The organism is Agromyces subbeticus DSM 16689, assembly GCF_000421565.1.
GTDB lineage: Bacteria > Actinomycetota > Actinomycetes > Actinomycetales > Microbacteriaceae > Agromyces > Agromyces subbeticus.
In genome coordinates, this window is sequence record NZ_ATXG01000019.1 from 24,188 (window position 1) to 41,911 (window position 17,724).

Consider the following 17,724-nt stretch of genomic DNA (forward strand, 5'->3'; position numbering starts at 1 on the left):
CCACCTGTCACCGGTCGCCCACCTGTCGCCGGTCGCCCGGAGATCACTCGGCGATGAGCGTCGAGATCACTGGCCGGTGGTCGCTGCCCGCGTCGTCGTAGCCCTCGAGCACCTCGAACGCCTCGACGCGCCAGTTCGGCGTCGCCATCACGTGGTCGATCGGGCTGCCGAAAAACGATGGCACATCGGTGGGCCAGGTGCCGACACCCGCCGCACTCGCCTGCGCGGCGGCATCCGTGCATCGACCGAGGTCTCCGCCGTCGGCGCCGTGCCCGGCGAAGTGATCGAGCGTCGAGTTGAAGTCGCCGGCCATGATCACGTTCTCGCCGGCGCACTGCTCGGCGAGCCAATCGAGGTCGCTGCGCCAATTGCGCAGCTCCCAGCGGATCGGTGCGACCGCGTGCACGGCGACGATGCGCGGACCATCGCCGTTGACGGGATCGGCGACGACGCTCGGCAGCGTGTTCGTGTTGCCGGGCGGGCCCGGGACGTCGGCCGAGACGACGTCGTAGTCGCCGAGTTCCGGGCTGATGAGGATCGTCGTGGATCGGGCCTTCGCGATGTCGTCGTACGCCTGCGTGTGCACCCACATCGGGCTGCCGCCCTCGCGCATCGCGATGGCGACCTGCTCGCCGAGAGGCTCCGTGGTCTCGGGAAGCACGACGACGTCGGCACCGCGCTCGAGCGCGAGCGACGCGATCGTCGACGCATCGGGCACCTCGCCGAGCGTGTTCCACGAGAGCACCGTCACCGAGCCGGGACCCGCTGTTGCGGCATCCGCACCGCCGAACCCGCGCGAGGTGAGCACGGCGAGGTTGCCGATGGCGAACAGCGCGAACACCGCCGCCATTGCGAACGCGAAGACGCGTACGGGCCTGGCGAGCGCGAGCAGCAGGAACAGGATCACGGCGACGATGCCGCCCGCGGCCGCGGTGCCCCGCAGGGCCACGACGTGTGCGGCCACCCACTGGTTCTGCAGGCCGAAGGCCTGGGGCCAGAGGAGGATGAGCGCCACGACGGCGGTGCCGAGCACGATGGCCCAGCCGAGGATGCGGGGGAGCATTCCACCAACCCTAGGCGAGCACGTCACCTCGCTTCGGGCAATGCGCTGCCGATCGGCTGGGAGTCACCGGTGAGGATGCCGGTGCGAATGCCGCGACTAGCATTGCAGGATGCCAGAAGCCCCCGCCGTCGACGGCGAAGCCGACCTGCACACGCATTCGACGGTCTCGGATGGCACGGAGGCTCCCGCCGAACTCATGCGACAGGCGGCTCGCGCCGGGCTCTGGGGCGTCGCGCTCACCGACCACGACTCGACGAGCGGCTGGGCTGAGGCCGCAGCAGCCGTTCGCGACACCGGCGTCGCACTCATCCCCGGCATGGAACTCTCGACGCGCGAGGGCTACACGAGTGTGCACGTACTTGCATATCTCATCGACCCGCTCGACGACGCCCTCCTCGAAGAGACGGCGCGCATCCGCGAGTCGCGCATGACCCGTGCCGAAGAGATCGTTCGCCGCATCGGGCGCGACTACCCGCTCAGTTGGGACGACGTGCTCGCCCAGACCGTCGAGGGCACGACCATCGGCCGGCCCCACATCGCGGATGCGCTCGTTGCCCGGGGGCACGTCGCGACTCGCTCGGCGGCGTTCGACGGCATCCTGCACCCCCGTGCGGGCTACGCGCAACCGCACTACGCGCCCGATCCGCTGACGGGCGTGCGCCTCATCCGCGCCGCCGGCGGCGTCCCCGTGCTCGCACACCCCGGTACCCGCGGCGCCGAGCGGGTCATCCCGCCCGAGCGCCTCGCGAAACTCGTCGATGCTGGGCTGTTCGGCCTCGAGGTCGATCATCCCGAGAACCTGGAGGCCGCCAAGCCCCGACTGCGCGCGCTCGCGACGCGGTTCGGACTGCGGGTCACCGGTTCCAGCGACTACCACGGCACCGGCAAGCCCAACCGGCTCGGCGAGTGCCGCACCGCGCCCGACGTCGTCGAGGCGATCATCGCTGAGGGCCGCGGCTCGGCGCCCGAGCTGCCGTGAAGCGAGCGGATGAATCGTGGTGAAGCCCGAAGTGCGATCCCGCAGGCGGTTGTGGTGGTTGTGGATTGTCGGCGGCGCGGTCATTGCACAGGGGCTCGCGATCGGGGCGCGCATCGCGGATCTGAACTTTCCCCTTTTCGCGTTCATGCAGGGCGTGGCGGCGGCACTGGTGCTCGCCTCCATCGGTTTCGCAGCGCTCAAGCTCCAGAACCGCAAGTACCTTCCGACGTATGCGGCACTTGTCGAGGCGTCGGCGGGGCCTGTGTGGCTCGCCAATCGAGTTCCGGCGACGGTGAAGTCACTCGCTGAGGTGAGTGCCCGTTCCCTTACTGACGTCTCCCTGCTGTTCGCGATTTCGTTCGAATCCGAGGGTCTGCAGATCATGGACCTCCCGAGCGGAAGACGGCGAGTCATGATCGAGTTCACGTCGATCACCGGTGTCGAGGTTGCGCGTACGTTCCATTTCGGTGGTGGCAGCGATTGCCTCGCGATCTCTGTTGATGGAGCTGCCGGACCTACGGAGATACCCATCGTCCTCATCCGCCATTCGGCACCTGGCTACCTGGTTCAGAACGCCGACCAACTCCGTGAAGCCGCTCGCACGCTGACTGGGTACGTCGAACGCAGGACCGTCGTATAGTGCCTCAACTGAATGTTCCCGGCGCCCTTCGATTCCGCGTCCTCGGCTTGGAGTAGCTCGCAATGCATCCGACAGAACTGGCGCAGTTCGCGGGCCTTCGCCTCCACGCGCGTGCATCCGATCGCCGCCCGCGACGCCGCACCGTTGCCTGGCCGCTCGTCGCGCTCATCATCGCCGTGAGCGTCATCGCCGGATCGAATGTGGCGAAGCGTGCAGATTCTGGCACCGGAATGGTGGCCGGGCTCACGGTTTGTGCGGCGGCCACGGTGATCTGGCTGATCTGCCGATTGGCGGCCGGGAGGTGGAGCCGCAACCGTCTGACGATCTTGGACCGCAGGTTCGGCGACTCCGGTGACGTGGTCTTCGCCATCAGGAGCACTGCATCGTTCGACCGGTTCGCCCACGGAATCCAGCTTTCTGCACGACCACACCCACCCATGGCACAGCTACCAGCTCGCCGTTCTTGCCGAGGCTGGAATCGAGCTGCGCCAGCTGCCGCGCAAAGGCCAAGCGGTCGGCGCACGCTTGCGCTACTCGAACATCGAGGTGATTGCGGATGGAACCGCCACATTCAGCGACTTCGTTGATCGCGCCATTCTCGTTCGAGGCAAAGAAAGGGTGTGCCGTACGAGCTCGGGATCGTGCCGGTTCAGCGGGAATCGGCGATGCTCACACCGGTGGATGAGGGCGAGTTCGATCGAATCCTCGCCGAACTCGTGAATCGCGCGGCTGGTACGACAATCAACGCGAGTCCGGCGGGTGAATCACGGGGGTGAATTCGAACCCGGCGGGCTGAAGACGCTCACACAGACGAACGCAGAGCGCCCGCCCGGCCGAAGCCGAGCGGGCGCTCTGTCAGTGCGAGTGGGCTTACGCCTGGGGCGTCGTACCGCCGGTGCTCGGGCCGCGGCGACGGCGACGACGCGGGGGAGCGGCGTTACCGTCGTGGTGCTCATGGCCCTTGCCGTCGTGGGTGCCCGTTCCGGGCTCCTTGACGGCGACGTCGGCCGAACCGGCGTCGCCGGTGGACTCGGTGGCACCCGAACCCTCGCCGGCCTGCTTGCCACCACGGGTGCGGTTGCGTGTGCGGTTGCGAGGAGCGCGCTCGCTCGAGGCATCCGCTCGCTCGGAACCGCCGCCGGAACGTGAAGCGCCGCCCGAGCGACCGCCCTCGCTGCGACCGGCCTCGCTGCGACCGGCAGTAGCCGAACGCGTGGGAGCTGCGACCGCGGACGACGGCTTCAGGCGCCCCTTGGTGCCGGCCGGGATGTCCAGGTCGTGGAACAGGTGCGGGCTCGACGAGTAGGTCTCGGTGGGCTCGGGCTGGCCGAACTCGAGGGCACGGTTGATGAGCGCCCACTTGTGCAGGTCGTCCCAGTCGACGAACGTCACGGCGATGCCGGTCTTGCCGGCGCGGCCGGTGCGGCCGACGCGGTGCAGGTACGCCTTGTCGTCGTCGGGGATGGTGTGGTTGATGACGTGGGTCACGTCGTCGACGTCGATGCCGCGTGCCGCGACATCCGTGGCGATGAGCACGTCTTTCTTACCGGCCTTGAACGCGGCCATGGCGCGCTCGCGCTGGTCTTGGTTCAGGTCGCCGTGCACGGCGGCGGCGTTGAAGCCGCGGTCGTTGAGCTCTTCGACGAGCTTGGCGGCCGCACGCTTCGTGCGCGTGAAGATGACGGTCTTGCCGCGACCCTCGGCCTGCAGGATGCGGGAGATGACCTCGTCTTTGTCGAGCGAGTGGGCGCGGTAGACGAGGTGCTTGATGTTCGCCTGCGTGAGGCCCTCGTCGGGGTCGGTCGCGCGGATGTGAATGGGGCGCACCATGAAGCGGCGCGCGAGCGCGACGATCGGGCCCGGCATGGTGGCCGAGAACAGCATCGTGTGGCGGGTCGCCGGCGTCTGCGCCATGAGCTTCTCGATGTCGGCGAGGAAGCCGAGGTCGAGCATCTTGTCGGCCTCGTCGAGCACCATCTCGCTCACGTTCTTGAGCGAGAGCAGCCGCTGCGAGGCGAGGTCGAGCAGGCGCCCGGGGGTGCCGACGACGATCTGCGCACCCGCCTTGAGCTGCTCGATCTGGCCCTCGTAGGCCTTGCCGCCGTAGATCGACACGATCTTGGTGGGGCGATTGGATGTCGCGATCTCGAGGTCTTCGGTGACCTGAACGCACAGTTCGCGGGTCGGCACGACGACGAGCGCCTTGACGCCGCCCTCGGGGTCGTCACCGAGACGCTGGATGATCGGCAGCCCGAACCCGAAGGTCTTGCCGGTACCGGTCTTGGCCTGGCCGATGATGTCCTGCCCGGCGAGGGCGAGGGGGATGGTCTGTTCCTGGATGGGGAAGGCATCGATGATGCCCTTGCCCGCGAGTGCGTCGACGATGTCGGACGCAACGCCGAGCTCGGTGAATGTAGTCAAAAGTCTGCCTGTCGTGTAGCTGGAGGTGGCGGTCGAAGGTGCGCCCCGTTCTCAACCCCAGGCGCACGGCTAGCGGATCCATCGCCCGCATGCACCCTCTACCCTATCCGAGACTCCCTGAGTGCCTCGGATAGGCTGTGTGCGTGGTTCTCTGGTCGAAACGGCGCATGCAGCGCCCCGAGTTGCCGCGGCTGCGCCCACGGGTCGCGCCGACCGAACTCGCGAAGGTCGACTTCACCGAGCTCGTGCCCGATGCGGTGCCGTTCCTCGGCCAGGCCGCGTACATCCAGCTCGAGTTCTTCGAGAGCCTCGCGAAGTCGGTCGCGACGGCACCGACCCTGCCGTCGAAAGAGGGGCTCAGCCGGGCCGCTGGCGCTGCGCTGCGCAAGCACCACGCGCTGATCGCCGAGATCCGCAGGTTCGGCGTCGAACCCGATGACGTGATGGCGCCGTTCGCGCCGGCGGCCGACCGATTCCGCCAAGCGAGCGCCGGAGCCGACTGGTACGAGTTGCTGCTCGGCATCCACGTCACCTCGGGCATGCTCGACGACTACTTCTCGCGTCTCGCAGAGGGCCTGCCTGCGGACCTGGCTGCCCGGGTTCGCGCGATTCTCGCCGAAGAGGGGTCAGCGGCCGTGCTGCACGACGAGCTGCGGACGGCCGTCGAAGGCAGCCCGGCGCTCTCGGACCGACTGGCGCTCTGGGGCAGAAGCCTCGTCGGCGATACCCTGCTGATCGCCCGTTCGGCGCTGCGCGCGTCCGACTCCGCCGATCGCGGCGCTGAGGTCGAGCCGGTCTTCACCGAGCTCATCGCCGCTCACACACGTCGCATGGACGCGCTCGGCCTCACAGCCTGAGCACGTCAGGCGCGCACGACACCCGGCCGGGAGAGCCGCTCGAAGAGCTCGGCATCGGTGCGCTCACGTCGCGGGGAGATGAGGTAGAGCACCGCGGCCGGCACGAGCGCCGAGGCGACGAGCGCGGCGACCCAGATCCAGCCGCCGTCCCAGGGCCAGCCGAGCCAGGTCAGGGCCACCCACACGACGGCGGCGACGGCCGCGCCGATCGCCGGGCCGACGGCGACACCACGAAGGTGGCGCAGCGGCAGCACGAACTGCGCTGCGAGACCGAGGATGGCGCCGCCGACGACGATGAAGATGAGCTCCATGTCAGGCGACGAAGCCGACACGACGCGACTCTTCGGAGCCGATCTCGACATAGGCGAGTGCGGCCGAGGGCACCACGTAGCGGGTGCCCTTGTCGTCGGTCAGGGTCAGCAGGGCCGACTGGCCGGCGAGGGCGGCGGCGACCGCCTGCTCGACCTCTGCGGCCGACTGCGAGGTCTCGAAACCGAGTTCACGGGGGGAGTTCTGGATACCGATGCGAACGTCCACGGTGCGCCTTTCTACTGTTGCTCAAACACTACGACACCGGCTGGCCGGGCCCGTGCCCGTTCACTGTCGGCGGAACGGGTTAACGTTGCCGACATGCAGGCCGTCGCGACATCCGCAGCCCCACTCGCGTTGCTCGCCGACGGCGAGCACGCGGCGGTCTTCGGCGCGCCGGGCAGCGGCAAGACGAGCTTCGCGATCGAGCTCGTCGCCGACCGCGTCGAGCGCCTCGGCTACGACACCGACGAGGTGCTCGTGCTGTCGGCCACGCGTGTGGCTGCGACCTCGCTGCGCGACCGGCTCGGGGTGCGGCTCGGCGTCACGACGCGCGGCCCGCTCGCCCGAACGGCGAACTCCATCGCCTTCCAGCTGGTGCGTGCCTTCACCGGCGCGCCGGTGACGTTGCTCACGGGCGCCGAGCACGACCAGATCATCGGCGAACTGCTCGAGGGCGGCATCCGCGACGGATTCGGGCCGGAATGGCCGGCGCCGCTCACGCCCGAGGTGCGGGTGCTCCGCGGCTTCCGCTCCGAGCTGCGCGACCTGCTGATGCGAGCCGTCGAGCACGGGGTCGACGCCGTGGCCCTCGCCGCACTGGGCGAACGCGCCGGGCGGGCCGAGTGGGTGGCGGCGGCCGCGTTCCTCGACGAGTACGACGAGGTGAAGGCGCAGTTGCGACCGAGTCAGTACGACTCCTCAGAGCTCGGAGCGTTCGCCGCCGCGATCGTGCGTCGCAGCATCTCCGACGCGGCGGCAGAGGCTGCCCTGGGCCAACTGGCCCGCGTGCGGCTCATCGTCGTCGACGACGCGCAGGAGGCGACCGAGACGACCGCAGCGCTGCTCGGCGCCTTCGCGGCGCGAGGTGTCGCAGTGGTGGCGCTCGGCGATCCGGATGTCGCGTCGAACGGGTTCCGCGGCGGGCGGGCCGAACTGCTCGGCTCACTCGGCTCGGTGCTCGGCAGCGGCGCACGCGCAGGCTCCGACGCCCGTGCGGTGCGTCGCGTCGAGCTGCCCGTCGTGCACCGCGGCCGGCCGGAGCTGCGCACGATCGTGCGCTCGGTGAGCGCCCACATCGGCACCGCCCTCGGCGGCGCCCACCGCTCCGCCGAGCACGAGGCGACCGCCGCCGCCGAACCCGACCCGCTGTCCGCGGTGCTCGGCATCGAGGCCCCATCGCACGCCGCAGAATGCCAGGCGATCGCCGCGGTCCTGCGCGAACGGCACCTGCTCGACGGGGTGCCGTGGTCATCGATGGCGGTCGTACTCCGCTCGGGCGGCGACGTGCCGGCGTTCGAGCGCGGGCTCGCGCTCGCCGATGTGCCGACGGCCGGCAACGCCGCGCGCACCGCCCTGCGCGACGCGCCTGCGGCGGCGGCACTGCTCGCCGCGGCCTCGCTCGTGCTCGATCGCGAATCGCTCACCCCCGAACTCGCCGTGACCCTGCTCACAGGGCCGATCGGCCGACTCGACAGCGTCGGGCTGCGTCGGCTCCGACTTGCACTCCGACACGAAGAACTCGCCGGCGAGGGCTCGCGCACTGCCGACGAACTGCTCGTCGAGGCGCTCGGTGCGCCAGGTGGGTTCGAGACGATCGATGCGGCCCCGGCCAGGCGGGCGGCGCGGCTCGCGAAGCTGCTCGCGGCCTCCCGCGGCGTCGCCCTGCGCGGTGGCACGGTCGAAGAGGTGCTCTGGTCGCTCTGGGAGGGCAGCGGCCTCGCCACGGAGTGGGCAGCGCAGGCCGCCGGCACCGGCGTGCTCGCCGAAGAGGCGAACCGGGCACTCGATGCGGCCGTCGCGCTGTTCGCGTCTGCGCAGCGGTTCGTCGAGCGCGAGCCCGACGCCCCGGCCGTGCGCTTCGTCGACGAGGTGCTCGCGAGCGAACTGCCCGAAGACTCGCTCGCCCCGCAGCGTTCGGCCGAGACGGTCGTCGTCACGACTCCGCCCGCGGTGATCGGCCGTGAGTTCGACGTCATCGTGATCGCGGGCCTGCAAGAGGGCGTCTGGCCGAACCTCCGTCCGCGCGGCACACTGCTGCACGCCGCCCTGCTTCCACGCGTCGTCGCTGCGGCACGCGCCGGCGCCCCCCTGCCGGCGCCCGAGTCGGTGGCCGAGGCACGCGTCTCGGTGCGCAGTGACGAACTCAGGCTCTTCGTGCTCGCCGCATCGCGGGCCAAGCGCCAGCTCGTGCTCAGCTGCACCGCCAACGACGACGAACAGCCGTCGATGCTCATGGGGTACGCCGTCGAGCGCATCAAGGCCGGACGCCGGCGCCCGCTGCACCTGCGGGGACTCGTCGGAGCGTTGCGCCTCGAGGCCACGACCTCCGGGGGTGGTGAAGCGCCCGCTGCGCTCGCCCTCCTGGCAGAGCAAGGCGTTCCCGGCGCCCATCCCGACGATTGGTACGGCCTCGCCGAGCCGTCGACCACGGCACCCCTCGTCGACCTCGACGGCGACCCCGAGACGCTCGTCGCGGTCGCGCCCTCACAGATCGATCGGGCCGAAGAGTCGCCGCTCGGCTGGTTCATCGACCACGTCGCCTCACCGCCGTCGGGCCTGGCCGCGTCGATCGGCACGATCGTGCACGCCGTCGTCGAAGAGGCCGGCGCGCGCGACGACGGCGACACGAGCATCGAGACTCTGTGGGCGGCGGTCGAAGAGCGCTGGCGCGAACTTCGATTCGAGGCGGGCTGGGTCGCGGAGCGCGAGCGGCGCGGTGCACGCCGCATGGCCGAAGGCGCCGCCGACTACCTCGCCGGCTTCGCCGACGACGGCAAGGTGCTGCTCGGCGCCGAGGGGCGGTTCACGCTCATCGTCGATCGCGTGCGCATCTCGGGCACGATCGACCGAGTCGAGGCGTCAGCCGACGGCACCACGGTCATCGTCGACCTGAAGACGGGCCGCACCCCGCCCTCGGTGGCCGAGACGGCGGCGCACCCGCAGCTCGCGGCCTACCAACTGGCAGCCCGCGCCGGCGAGGTGCCAGACGCCGGCACACTCGGCGGCGCCAAGCTCGTCTATCTCGCGAAGCCCGCACGGGGCAGTGCGTTCACCGAGCGTGCCCAGCAGCCGTTCGATGCAGAGGCCGAGGCCGCATTCCGCGAGCGGCTCGCCGCCGTGGCCCGCACCATGGCCGGCAGCGAGTTCGATGGGCCGGCCGAGCTCGGCTACCGCTCGAGATTCGGCGGCTGGCAATACCGCGTGCACCTCGTGCCGGCGGTCTCGGCATGATCGCTGCCGCAGACATCGCCGCACGACTCGGCCTGCACGCCCCCACTGCCGAGCAGCGCGCCGTCATCGAGGCCGACCCGCGCGGGCAGAGCATCGTCGTCGCCGGAGCCGGCAGCGGCAAGACCGAGACCATGGCCAACCGCGTGGTCTGGTTGCTCGCGAACTCCCACGTCGCCGTGCCAGAGGTGCTCGGCCTCACCTTCACCCGCAAGGCGGCCGGCGAACTCGCCGAGCGCATCCGCGAGCGCATCGCGCAGCTCGTGTCGCTCGGCATCGCCGAGGTGTCGCTCGACCCACTCGAGTCGGCTTCCGTCGGCACCTACAACGCGTTCGCGAGTGCGATCTACCGTGAGCACGCGATGCTCATCGGGCGTGAACCCGACGCCGCGGTGCTCGGCGAGGCATCCGCATGGCAACTCGCGCGCTCGGTCGTCGCAGCCTCGGCCGACCCGCGGCTCGTCGAGCTCGACGCCTCGCTCGACAAGGTCACCGGCGCCGTGCTGTCGTTGAGCCGTGCGCTCGCCGAGAACGTCGCCGACAGCCGTGACGTGCGAGCGATGACGCGCGACTTCCTCGCGATGCAGGGCCTGCCGATCGAGGCGCCGCGCAAGCGTACCGACTTCACGAGTTTCGTCGATGCGCTCGGGGTCGTCGAGGCGCTGCCGCCGCTCCTCGAACTCGCCGACGCGTACGCCGAGGCGAAACAGCAGAAGGGCTTCGTCGAGTTCTCGGATCAGGTCGCCCTCGCCCTCGCGATCTGCGAGCGGCACCCCGAGGTGGTCGCCGGGCACCGCGAGCGATACCGCACCGTGCTGCTCGACGAGTACCAGGACACGAGCGTCGTGCAGACCAGGCTGCTCGCCGCGCTGTTCGGCGAGCAGTCGGTCATGGCGGTCGGCGACCCCGACCAGTCGATCTACGGATGGCGCGGTGCGAGCTCCGCGAACCTGGCCCGGTTCGGGCGCGATTTCGCGCCCGGCGGCGATGCAGAGGTCTACGATCTCTCCACGAGTTGGCGCAACCCCCGCGTGGTGCTCGAGGCGGCGAACACGCTGATCCAGCCGCTCGACGCCGGCATTCCGAAGGCACCGCTCGGGGCGTCGCCGTTCGCAGGGCCAGGGCGACTGGATGTGGCATGGGCCGAGACCATCGAGGGCGAAGCGGCCTTGGTGGCGTCGTGGTTCGCCGAGCGACTCGGGCGCATGACGCACGGCGGGCATCTCGAGCGAGGCTCGCTCGACCACAGCCGGCCCGAGATCGCGCCGCGCAGCGGTGCCCTGCTCTGTCGCACCTTCGCGAACGTCGGCATCTTCACCGCGGCGCTTCGGGCCAAGGGCGTGCCGGTGCACGTGCTCGGCATGGCCGGCCTGCTCGACCAGCCCGTGATCGCCGACCTCGTCTGCGTGCTCAGGGTGCTGAACGACCCCACCGCCGGCTCCGAGCTCGTTCGCGTGCTCGGCGGGGCGCGCTGGCGCATCGGTTCCGCCGACCTCGCGGCGCTGCACGGTCTTGCGAAGTGGCTCGCCGACCGTGACCTCGCGACTCGACGGCTCGGCGACGAAGTGCGCGCCGGGCTTCGGGCCTCGATCGCGCCCGACGAGTCGCCGTCGATCGTCGACGCCCTCGACTTCCTGCTCGTAGCGCCCGACTCGCACTCGGCGCTCGCCACGTTCAGCGAGATTGGCCTCGCCCGCATGCGACGCGCCGGTGCGCAGCTGCAATCGCTCCGGCGACGTGCAGGGCTCGGCCTCGTCGACTTCGTCAGCCTCGTGCAGCAAGAGCTGCTGCTCGACATCGAGGTCGCCGCGAACGTCGCGCAGCCGCTCGGCGCGCCGAGCCTCGAGGCTTTCGACGAACTGCTCGCCGGCTTCGCCGAGGTCTCGGAGCACCCGACCCTCGGCGCGTTCCTGGGCTGGCTCACCGAGGCCGAGCAGCGCGACCGGCTGGCACCGCGTCAAGACGAGCCCGAACCTGGGGCGGTGCAGGTGCTGTCCATCCACGGCTCGAAGGGGCTCGAGTGGGACGTCGTGGCGATTCCGCGTCTGGTCGACGACGAGCTGCCGTCGAAGCCGCGCTCCTCGAAGGGCTGGCTGTCGTTCGGCGAGCTGCCCAACGAGTTCAAGGGCGATGCCGACGAGCTGCCAGAACTCGCATGGCGCGGCGTGGCGAGCCAGGCGGACTTCGACCGTGCGGTCACCGCATTCGCCGAAGAGAACAAAGAGCGGCATGCCGAAGAGGAGCGCCGCCTCGCGTACGTGGCACTGACCCGCACACGCAGCGACCTGCTGCTCTCGGGGTCGTGGTGGGCGAGCCAGAAGGCGCCGCGCAAGCCGAGTCCGTACCTGCGAGAACTCGCCGTGGCCGGCGTGCTCGACGCGAGCGTTCTGCCGACCGCGCCCGAGTCCGAAGAGAACCCCCGCACGTCGTCCACCGAGCGCGTGCGTTGGCCGCTCGACCCGCTCGGCAGCCGCCGCACGGCCGTCACTGCTGCAGCCACCGCGGTGCGCGCCGCCGCCGAGCGCCCGAGCGGCGACGGCATCGGCCCGGTGCTCGCCGATCGCATCCGCTTGCTGCTCGAAGAGCGGCGACGTCGCGCAGAGGGGCCGTCGACGCCAGAGGTCCCGGTGCGCGTGCCGGCCTCACGCTTCAAGGACTACGTCGACGACCCGGCAGCCGTCGCCGCGCAATTGCGCCGGCCCATGCCGCAGCGGCCGTTCCGGGCGACACGCATCGGCACGCTCTTCCACCAGTGGGTCGAGCAGCGCTCGACCGGTGAGCACGAGGCCGCGGCGATCGACGCGCTCGACGTGCTCGATGTCTTCGCCGAGCGAGAGACGCGACGAGACGAGGCGATCATCGACGCCACTCCCGAACGGCTGCGCGCCCTGCAGGCGACGTTCGAGGCATCGGAGTGGGGCTCCCGAAAACCGTCAGCGGTCGAGATCGAACTGCATCTGCCGATCGGCGACAACGTCTTCATCTGCAAGCTCGACGCGGTCTACGACGTCGACCCGACGAGTGAACTCGGCCGTCGCGGCATCCGATACCAGGTGGTCGACTGGAAGACGGGCAAGGCGCCCCGCGACGCGCACGACCTCGAGCTGAAGCAGACGCAGCTCGCGCTCTACCGTCTCGCCTACGCGAACTGGGCGGGCATCGACCCCGCACAGATCGACGCCGTCTTCTACTTCGTCGAAGACGACCGGGTCATCCGTCCCGACGAGATCTACGACGAAGCGGCGTTGCGCCGGGCCTGGGCGTCGGTTGCGGCATCCGCACCCGAGGCTTCGCCGGCCGCTCGGCGCTGATCGGCGCCGTCGCCCGCATCGTCGTTGGCCGAACCGCCGGCGTCGCCCTCACCGTCACCACCGATGCTCACTTCGCCGTCGACAGGCGCGGCATCGCCCCAGTCGGAGAGATCGAGCGGAATCGGCGCGGTCGCATCGAACGGTGCGGCGTCGCGCTCGCCCGCTTCGCGCCGCTCGAGTTCGGAGAAGTCGTAGCTGTCGGTCAGCAGGCTCGCTCCGCCTTCGCGAGGCGCACTCTCGCGAGGAGTCTCGTCGAGCATCCGCTCGACATCGCCGACCGTGAGAATCGGCCCGGTCTCGGGTGAGAGTGGCTCGCTCGATCGATCGTGCACGCTCTCGACGAGTCCGTCGAGCAACCCGACCGCGTCGGCGATGATGGCCTCGTCACGCGCCTCGACGCCGTGCAGCAACCATCTGGCGAGCTCGAGCTCGCCGTAGAGCAGCGCTCGTTGCGGCAGATGGCCGTCGGCGCCTCCGTCGCGTGCAGAGAAGTAGGCGTCGAGCGCGCGTTCTGCCGCGGCACCGCGCGAGGTGAGCAACCAGTGCAGATCGCGCGCCGGGTCGCCTTGCGCGAGTGCCGACCAGCCGATGAGGCCGGTCACGGTGTCGCCGTCGACGAGCACCGAGTCGGCGGTCAGCGCACCGTTGACGACGGTGGGCCGGAAGCGCCAGAGCGCGGCATCGTCGGTCGCTTCTTCCCAACGACGCAGGAGCGCGGCGGGCAGGTGGCCGGTGTCGGCGGCGCGGTCGATGAGTTCGACCACGGCATCGTGCGATTCGTCGGCGGACTGGCGGGGCAGGCCGGCATCGGCGATGAACCCGGTCGGCAGCGCGTGCACCGCGGCCAGCGCCAGGCCGACCGAGGTTGCGATGCCGTCGTACTCGGTGAGCTCGTCGGCGGTGCGCGGCGCACCGGGCACGAAGGTCGTGACCACGGCGCGGGTGCCGTCGATCGGCGCCTGCCCGACCAGTTCGGGAATGGCGAAGGGGAGGCGTGAGCGAATGCCGGGGGTGAGTGCGCGCAGCGCCACGAGGTCGGCCGACTGCTCCGACTCGGCGGCCTGCGACCGCGGCACGCGCAGCACGAGCATGCGATCGTCGGTGGTTCGCACGAGCACCGCGTCGAAGGCGCCATGGCTCTTGCGAGTGTGTGCGCGCACGGCTCGCACCTCGAGTCCGGGCACCGCCGCCGTGGCCAACGCGGCTAGAGTGAGAGGAGGTCTGGCCATGGCACTCAGCTTAAGCAGGCATCTCGCGGCTGGGGGCGACCGCCACGCCTTCCGGCCGACTCCGACTCCGACCCGGGCATCGAGAGGTGGCACGTGACCGAACCGACAGCGCCGGTCTTCTCGCATTCGGCGATCGACCGGGATGCCGCGGCACGGGCCGATCCGGCGCTCGAAGCGGCGCTCGACACCGGCTCGACGACGCTGGTCATCGTCCTGCATCAGGGTCGCGCGCTGCTCGAGCAACGAGTCGAGGGGTCGCCGACCGCCCTGCAGCTCGCGCGCCCCCAACAGCTGCCGGCCGGGCTGTCGGCACCGCTCCTGCGCTGCTACCTCGGCCGAACCGACGGGTTGCGCTTCGAGCTGCGGGTCGTCGACTCGGATGCCGCGGCGCTGATCGAGCCCGAAGACGGTCGCTGGCAGAGCCTCCGCGACGCGGCGCCCTCACTCTCCGAACGGGATGCGAGTCTTTTCGCCGAGGCGCTCGCACTCGCGAACTGGCACGAGCGCCATGTGCGGTGCCCGCGATGCGGCGCCGAGACCGAGCCCGTGCAGGCCGGCTGGGCGCGGCGCTGCATCGCCGACGCGAGCATGCACTTCCCGCGCACCGATCCTGCCGTGATCGTGCTCGTGACCGATGACGACGACCGGGTGCTGCTCGGCTCGAACGCACTCTGGCAGCAGCACCGGTTCTCGCTGCTCGCGGGCTTCGTCGAGCCGGGCGAGACGCTCGAGGCCGCCGTCGTCCGCGAGATCCGCGAAGAGGCGGGCATCGAGGTCGATCGCGTCGCCTATGTCGCCTCGCAGCCGTGGCCGTTCCCCGCGAGCCTCATGCTCGGCTTCACCGCCCGCATCGCGGCGACCGTCGATCCGGCCTCGGCACTCGCCGACGGTGAAGAGATCCTCGAGCTGCGCTGGTTCACGCGTGACCAGATCGCAGCAGCCGGCTCGGAGATCGGCCTGCCCGGCGGCATCTCCATCGCACGCTGGCTGCTCGAGCGCTGGTATGGCGCCCCACTCGACGCCGAGGGTCGAGGGCTGGCATGGTCGACGTCGTGACCGCGGCATCCGACCCCCTGCTCGACGCGCTCGACGATGAGCAGCGCGTCGCCGCCGAGGCGCTGCTCGGCCCCGTGTGCGTGCTGGCGGGTGCCGGCACCGGAAAGACGCGCGCGATCACGCACCGCATCGCCTATGGAGTGGCCTCCGGGGCGTACGACCCGGCGCGCGTCATGGCGCTCACCTTCACCTCCCGCGCTGCGGCAGAACTGCGGGCACGCCTGCGCGCACTCGGCGCCGGCGGGGTACAGGCGCGCACCTTCCACGCGGCAGCACTTGCACAGCTCAACCACTTCTGGCCGATCGTCGTCGGTGGCAGTGCGCCGCGGGTGCTCGAGTACAAGGGGCGAATCCTCGGCCAGGCCGCTGAACGAGCGCGCGTGAAGGTCGACGCGGCGACGCTGCGCGACGTCGCCGCCGAGATCGAGTGGCGCAAGGTCGCCGGGGTGGGGCCCGAGGCCTATGCCACGAGGCTCGCCTCGCGTGGTGCGCCGGGCAACCTGACCTCCGACCAGTTCCTCGCGCTCGTCGACGCCTACGAGTCCCTGAAAGACGAGCGCCGCATGCTCGACTTCGAAGACGTGCTGCTCGCGACGGCGGGCATGATCGAGTCCGAGGCATCCGTTGCGATGCACGTGCGCGAGAGCTACCGGCACTTCATCGTCGATGAGTACCAAGACGTCTCGCCGGCCCAGCAGCAACTGCTCGACCTCTGGCTCGGCGGTCGCCGCGACCTCTGCGTGGTGGGCGATGCGAGCCAGACGATCTACTCCTTCGCCGGCGCCAGTGCCGACTACCTGCTCGACTTCGAGCGGCGCTTCGAGGGGGCCACCGTCGTACGCCTCGAGCGCAACTACCGCTCGACACCCCCGATCATCGAGGTCGCGAACCGCCTGATGCGCGGGCGGGCGGGCGCGCTGCGCCTCGAGGCGGTCGCGGCCGAGGCGGAAGCGGTTGCCGCGCGGGCGCCGGTTGCCGCGCAGGCAACGGATGCCGCGCGGGCACCGGAAGCCCCGAGACGGCTGCCGGCAGCCGCCTCCCGCGCGCCCGCTGCGGGCGCCGCGTACGCCGAGCCCGTGATCATCGAATATCCCGACGACCTGAGCGAGGCTCGCGGCGTCGCGACCCGGATCCGGGCGCGCATCGATGCCGGCGCACCACCCGAATCGATCGCCGTGCTGATGCGGGTCAATTCGCAATCCGCGATCCTCGAGCGAGCGCTCGAGGAGGTCGGCGTCGGGTCCCGGGTGCGGGGGGCTGCGCGGTTCTTCGACCAGCCAGAGGTGCGCGAAGCGGTGCACGCGCTGCGAGCGGCGGCGCTCACGATCGCGGGGGAGCCGCTCTTCAAGTCGGTCAGCGACGTGCTGCGCGCGCTCGGCTGGAGTGCACAGGCGCCCGATGGCCCCGGTGCCGTGCGGGCGCGGTGGGAATCGCTGAACGCGATCGCCCGACTCGTCGACGATGCCCCTCCGGGCACCACCTTCCGCACGTTCGCCGATGAACTGCGGGCCAGGGCCGAGGCGCAGCACGAACCGACCGTGGCAGCAGTGACACTCGCGACGATGCACTCGGCCAAGGGTCTCGAGTGGAACGAGGTCTACATCGTCGGACTCACCGAGGGCATGCTCCCGATCGCATATGCCAAGGGGCTCGAGGCGATCGACGAGGAACGACGCCTGCTGTACGTCGGCATCACGCGGGCACGGCGGCGCCTCGAGCTGAGCTGGCCGCGCCAGGGCGGCGGATACCGAGGAGAGCGGGAGCCGTCGCGGTTCCTGCAGGAGCTCGGCACCCGCACTCGGAATGCGTCGGGTGGCGCAGCAACTGCTCGCGCTCGCCGGGGCGCGCCGGCCTGAGCGAGGCCTCCCGCAGCGTCTGCAGTCCGTGCGCGAGCCGGTCGTCGGCGAGGGAGACGGCGCGGGCGACGGCATCGTGGATCGCACGCGGTGTGGAGCTCGCCGCCGTGCGGCCGGCGAGCTGTGCCGCGATGACCGGCCACGCCGGGTCGGCGTCGCGCCGGGCGAGATCGAGGCAGCGCAGGCACGGCCCGGCACCGGGCTCGACGAGTGGGCCGATGCGGGTGCCGACATCGTCGAACACCACGGCGAGATGCGGCACGTCCGCGCGCAGCCAGGGCAGGTGCCGCGCCGGTGACACGACCCACGAGGCGACGATGACGGCGAGGGCCGTGTCGCCGACCTCGGCCTCCGCTGCGAGGGCGATGTCGTAGCCGAGTGCTTCGAAGTGGTCGGCGAGCCGGGCCGCGATCGGCGGCGGCGCGTCGAGCGCGATCTGCTGCCTCGGGCGAGCGGATGCCGCGGCATCCGCCTCGAGCGCCGGCGCGAGCACCTCGAGCAGTCGCAGCACCGCGGCCGGTGACCCACCGAGCCCGCCACCGATCTTCTGGGC

The 17,724-nt window shown here is 70.8% G+C and carries 12 protein-coding genes; 7 read left to right on the top strand and 5 right to left on the bottom strand.

What is annotated here, in order from left to right; translation table 11 throughout:
* Window positions 1-43 precede the first annotated feature (43 nt).
* Window positions 44-1,063, bottom strand: coding sequence for an endonuclease/exonuclease/phosphatase family protein (locus H521_RS0118505; protein WP_022894504.1), 1,020 nt, complete (start codon window positions 1,061-1,063; stop codon window positions 44-46).
* 109 nt (window positions 1,064-1,172) lie between these two features.
* On the opposite strand from H521_RS0118505, the gene H521_RS0118510 reads away from it, so the two are divergent.
* Both H521_RS0118510 and H521_RS0118515 read left to right on the top strand, forming a co-directional pair.
* Window positions 1,173-2,042: a PHP domain-containing protein gene (locus H521_RS0118510; protein ID WP_022894505.1), complete on the top strand. Its 870-nt coding sequence runs from the start codon at window positions 1,173-1,175 to the stop codon at window positions 2,040-2,042.
* A gap of 16 nt (window positions 2,043-2,058) precedes the next feature.
* Window positions 2,059-2,682, top strand: a complete 624-nt coding sequence (locus H521_RS0118515; protein ID WP_156891544.1) for a hypothetical protein — start codon at window positions 2,059-2,061, stop codon at window positions 2,680-2,682.
* 870 nt (window positions 2,683-3,552) lie between these two features.
* Here the strand turns inward: H521_RS0118515 and H521_RS0118525 are convergent.
* Window positions 3,553-5,103, bottom strand: coding sequence for a DEAD/DEAH box helicase (locus H521_RS0118525; RefSeq protein ID WP_022894508.1), 1,551 nt, complete (start codon window positions 5,101-5,103; stop codon window positions 3,553-3,555).
* A 143-nt stretch (window positions 5,104-5,246) separates the two neighbouring features.
* Between H521_RS0118525 and H521_RS0118530 the strand changes: the two genes are divergently transcribed.
* Window positions 5,247-5,960 carry a ferritin-like fold-containing protein gene (locus H521_RS0118530; RefSeq protein ID WP_022894509.1) on the top strand — a complete coding sequence of 238 codons (714 nt, stop codon included), beginning with the start codon at window positions 5,247-5,249 and terminating at the stop codon, window positions 5,958-5,960.
* A gap of 5 nt (window positions 5,961-5,965) precedes the next feature.
* On the opposite strand, the gene H521_RS0118535 is transcribed toward H521_RS0118530, so the two are convergent.
* Entirely contained in the window at window positions 5,966-6,292 is a 327-nt protein-coding gene (locus tag H521_RS0118535; RefSeq protein WP_169514019.1) for a hypothetical protein, read from the bottom strand.
* Window positions 6,273-6,497, bottom strand: a complete 225-nt coding sequence (locus H521_RS0118540; protein WP_022894511.1) for a DUF3107 domain-containing protein — start codon at window positions 6,495-6,497, stop codon at window positions 6,273-6,275. Before H521_RS0118540 ends, H521_RS0118535 begins: the two co-directional genes overlap by 20 nt.
* A gap of 93 nt (window positions 6,498-6,590) precedes the next feature.
* Here H521_RS0118540 and H521_RS0118545 point away from each other — a divergent pair, with 93 nt between their 5' ends.
* Both H521_RS0118545 and H521_RS0118550 read left to right on the top strand, forming a co-directional pair.
* Window positions 6,591-9,722 (top strand): UrvD/REP family ATP-dependent DNA helicase, encoded by a 3,132-nt coding sequence (locus tag H521_RS0118545; protein ID WP_022894512.1) that lies wholly within the window; start codon window positions 6,591-6,593, stop codon window positions 9,720-9,722.
* Window positions 9,719-13,030, top strand: a complete 3,312-nt coding sequence (locus H521_RS0118550; protein WP_022894513.1) for an ATP-dependent helicase — start codon at window positions 9,719-9,721, stop codon at window positions 13,028-13,030. The genes H521_RS0118545 and H521_RS0118550 overlap by 4 nt, the downstream gene beginning before the upstream one ends.
* On the opposite strand, the gene H521_RS24305 is transcribed toward H521_RS0118550, so the two are convergent.
* Window positions 12,949-14,259 carry a phosphotransferase gene (locus H521_RS24305; RefSeq protein ID WP_022894514.1) on the bottom strand — a complete coding sequence of 437 codons (1,311 nt, stop codon included), beginning with the start codon at window positions 14,257-14,259 and terminating at the stop codon, window positions 12,949-12,951. The genes H521_RS0118550 and H521_RS24305 overlap by 82 nt on opposite strands.
* A gap of 93 nt (window positions 14,260-14,352) precedes the next feature.
* Here H521_RS24305 and nudC point away from each other — a divergent pair, with 93 nt between their 5' ends.
* Both nudC and H521_RS24315 read left to right on the top strand, forming a co-directional pair.
* A complete protein-coding gene (nudC, locus tag H521_RS24310) occupies window positions 14,353-15,315 on the top strand; it encodes an NAD(+) diphosphatase (RefSeq protein ID WP_022894515.1) in 963 nt (320 codons plus the stop codon).
* Window positions 15,300-17,171 carry an ATP-dependent helicase gene (locus tag H521_RS24315; protein ID WP_084512654.1) on the top strand — a complete coding sequence of 624 codons (1,872 nt, stop codon included), beginning with the start codon at window positions 15,300-15,302 and terminating at the stop codon, window positions 17,169-17,171. Before nudC ends, H521_RS24315 begins: the two co-directional genes overlap by 16 nt.
* Window positions 17,172-17,724: the final 553 nt, after the last annotated feature.

Excerpts from the sequence above, each read along its gene's own strand:
- H521_RS0118505 (WP_022894504.1), bottom strand. The coding sequence starts at position 1,063 with ATGCTCCCCCGCATCCTCGGCTGGGCCATCGTGCTCGGCACCGCCGTC.
- H521_RS0118510 (WP_022894505.1), top strand. The coding sequence starts at position 1,173 with ATGCCAGAAGCCCCCGCCGTCGACGGCGAAGCCGACCTGCACACGCAT.
- H521_RS0118545 (WP_022894512.1), top strand. The coding sequence starts at position 6,591 with ATGCAGGCCGTCGCGACATCCGCAGCCCCACTCGCGTTGCTCGCCGAC.
- H521_RS0118550 (WP_022894513.1), top strand. The coding sequence starts at position 9,719 with ATGATCGCTGCCGCAGACATCGCCGCACGACTCGGCCTGCACGCCCCC.
- H521_RS24305 (WP_022894514.1), bottom strand. The coding sequence starts at position 14,259 with ATGGCCAGACCTCCTCTCACTCTAGCCGCGTTGGCCACGGCGGCGGTG.
- H521_RS24315 (WP_084512654.1), top strand. The coding sequence starts at position 15,300 with ATGGTCGACGTCGTGACCGCGGCATCCGACCCCCTGCTCGACGCGCTC.